This is a genomic window from Sphingomonas sp. 179-A 2A2 NHS, from assembly GCF_045371305.1.
In the GTDB taxonomy this organism is placed as follows: domain Bacteria; phylum Pseudomonadota; class Alphaproteobacteria; order Sphingomonadales; family Sphingomonadaceae; genus Sphingomonas.
The window spans coordinates 2,253-5,517 of record NZ_JBIQDE010000017.1 but is presented as its reverse complement, the minus strand read 5'-3'; the positions used below and the strand labels follow the sequence as shown (position 1 = coordinate 5,517).

Sequence of the window (3,265 nt, the reverse complement as noted above, 5' to 3'; positions counted from 1 at the left end):
TTGGTTGCGGGGACAGGATTTGAACCTGTGACCTTCAGGTTATGAGCCTGACGAGCTACCGGGCTGCTCCACCCCGCGACACTTGGTGTGTTGTCCTTTTTGGAAACACGAACGCCTCCGCGTGTTGGCGGAGGCGACGGGTTGTCCTTGAGGACGACGTTATGAATGGGTTCGAAACACGTACATCCGCAAGCTGCAATGCCTGGCGACGCCCTACTCTTCCATCGCTTAAGCGATAGTACCATTGGCGCAGTCGGGTTTCACGGCCGAGTTCGGGATGGGATCGGGTGGGACACCGACGCTATGGTCACCAGGCAATGAAGCCTGCGGGTGTACGGTTCTAAAATCGATGCACTGTTTACGTAAGTAAGTTGTTTCTGGCGTCGAGCTTTCATCATCCGACCGTCATGGACAGCCAGGGCTGTCGTTGATGGTGGGACTCTCAAGCGCGAATAGGACGATTAGTATCGGTTAGCTCCATGCGTTACCGCACTTCCACATCCGATCTATCAAGGTCGTGGTCTCCGACCGTCCTGTGAAATCTTATCTCGAGGGAGGCTTCCCGCTTAGATGCTTTCAGCGGTTATCCCGTCCGTACATAGCTACCCTGCTGCGCCGTTGGCACGACGACAGGTACACCAGAGGTACGTTCAACCCGGTCCTCTCGTACTAGGGTCAACTCCTCTCAAATTTCGACGCCCACGGCAGATAGGGACCAAACTGTCTCGCGACGTTCTGAACCCAGCTCACGTACCACTTTAATTGGCGAACAGCCAAACCCTTGGGACCTGCTCCAGCCCCAGGATGTGATGAGCCGACATCGAGGTGCCAAACAACCCCGTCGATATGAGCTCTTGGGGGTTATCAGCCTGTTATCCCCGGCGTACCTTTTATCCGTTGAGCGATGGCCCTTCCACGAGGGACCACCGGATCACTATGACCGACTTTCGTCTCTGCTCGACTTGTCAGTCTCGCAGTCAGGCGGGCTTATGCCATTGCACTCTAACAGCCGGTTTCCAACCGGCCTGAGCCCACCATCGCGCGCCTCCGTTACTCTTTAGGAGGCGACCGCCCCAGTCAAACTACCCGCCACAGAGGGTCCCTGTTCCGGCTTACGGAACGAGGTTAGACATCAGAAAACAACAGGGTGGTATTTCACCTATGGCTCCACATCAGCTGGCGCCAATGCTTCAAAGCCTCCCACCTATGCTACACAGTTCTTTCCTAATGCCACTCTGAAGCTGCAGTAAAGGTGCACGGGGTCTTTCCGTCTAACCGCGGGTACTCCGCATCTTCACGGAGAATTCAATTTCGCTGAGCATGTCCTGGAGACAGTGGGGAAGTCGTTACGCCATTCGTGCAGGTCGGAACTTACCCGACAAGGAATTTCGCTACCTTAGGACCGTTATAGTTACGGCCGCCGTTTACCTGGGCTTCAATTCAGAGCTTGCACTCCTCCTCTTAACCTTCAGGCACCGGGCAGGCGTCAGGCCCTATACGTCGTCTTGAAGCCGACTTAGCAGAGCCCTGTGTTTTTGCTAAACAGTCGCTACCCCCTGGCCTGTGCCCCCTCATACCGGTTGCCCGGAATGAGGGCCTCCTTCTTCCGAAGGTACGGAGGCAATTTGCCGAGTTCCTTCAGGACACTTCTCTCAAGCGCCTTGGTATACTCTACCTGACCACCTGTGTCGGTTTCGGGTACGGTCTATACGGTGGGGCTATTTCCCGGGACAGTTTCGAAGCACGTCCAATCCGATAAGGACGTACAACACACACCATCCGTCACACACCACCAGGCTGCGGAATATTAACCGCATTCCCATCGACTACCCCCTTCGGGCTCGTCTTAGGGGCCGGCTCACCCTGCGCGGATTAGCCTTGCGCAGGAACCCTTGGTCTTTCGGCGAGAGGGCATCTCACCCTCTTTATCGCTACTCATGTCTGCATTCGCACTTCCGATACCTCCACCACCCATTACCAGATGGCTTCGCAGGCTTACGGAACGCTCCGCTACCGCGTGTACAAAAGTACACACCCTAAGCTTCGGTGCACGTCTTGAGCCCCGTTACATCTTCGCCGCAGGAACCCTTGTTTAGACCAGTGAGCTGTTACGCTTTCTTTAAAGGATGGCTGCTTCTAAGCCAACCTCCTGGTTGTTTTGGGATTCCCACATGCTTTCCCACTTAGACGTGACTTGGGGACCTTAGCTGTAGGTCAGGGCTGTTTCCCTTTTGACGACGGACCTTAGCACCCGCCGTCTGTCTCCCGGATATCACTCCTAGGTATTCGGAGTTTGGTTAGAGTTGGTAGATCTCGCGACCCCCGCATCCATCCAGTGCTCTACCCCCTAGGGTGTTCGTCCGAGGCACTACCTCAATAGTTTTCGCGGAGAACCAGCTATTTCCCGGCTTGATTGGCCTTTCACCCCTAAACACAACTCATCCGGTAACTTTTCAACGTTAATCGGTTCGGACCTCCAGTGCGTGTTACCGCACCTTCATCCTGGTCATGCCTAGATCGCCGGGTTTCGGGTCTAATACATCAAACTATGGCGCCCTATTCAGACTCGCTTTCGCTGCGCCTACACCTATCGGCTTAAGCTTGCTTGATACATTAAGTCACAGACCCATTATGCAAGAGGTACGCTGTCAGGCCTCAAGGACCCTCCAACTGCTTGTAGGCAATCCGTTTCAGGTACTGTTTCACTCCCCTCATCGGGGTGCTTTTCACCTTTCCCTCACGGTACTAGTTCGCTATCGGTCATGTACGAGTATTTAGGCTTAGAGGGTGGTCCCCCTATATTCAGACAGGATTACACGTGTCCCGCCCTACTCAAGTCCTTCAATCTCACTTTCGCATACGGGGCTGTCACCCGCTACGGCGCTACTTTCCAGAAGCTTCTGCTAGTTGAATTGAAGGCACTGGCCTGGTCCGCGTTCGCTCGCCACTACTAACGGAATCTCGGTTGATGTCTTTTCCTCCAGGTACTGAGATGTTTCAGTTCCCCGGGTTCGCTTCACGAAGCCTATTTTATTCAGCTAAGTGATACCTTTTTCCCAATTACTTCCACCCGGCGAACCGAGAAGAGATAATCGGGATAGGTGGGTTTCCCCATTCGGAAATCGTCGGGTCAAAGGTTGCTCACACCTCACCGACGCTTATCGCAGCGTGCCACGTCCTTCATCGCCTGTACATGCCAAGGCATCCACGAATTGCCCTTACCTCACGCTTGAGAGTCCACACCACCAACGACAACACTGGATCG

The 3,265-nt window shown here is 54.4% G+C and carries 1 tRNA gene and 2 rRNA genes; all 3 read right to left on the bottom strand.

The window, feature by feature from the left end:
- Position 1: 1 nt before the first annotated feature.
- The 3 genes from ACH0AE_RS17565 to ACH0AE_RS17555 all read right to left on the bottom strand — a co-directional run bounded on the left by ACH0AE_RS17565 (position 2) and on the right by ACH0AE_RS17555 (position 3,232).
- Positions 2-78 (bottom strand) — tRNA-Met (locus ACH0AE_RS17565).
- 122 nt (positions 79-200) lie between these two features.
- Positions 201-315 (bottom strand): 5S ribosomal RNA (gene rrf, locus ACH0AE_RS17560).
- Between the two features lie 126 nt (positions 316-441).
- A 23S ribosomal RNA gene (locus ACH0AE_RS17555) occupies positions 442-3,232 on the bottom strand.
- Between the last annotated feature and the right edge of the window lie 33 nt (positions 3,233-3,265).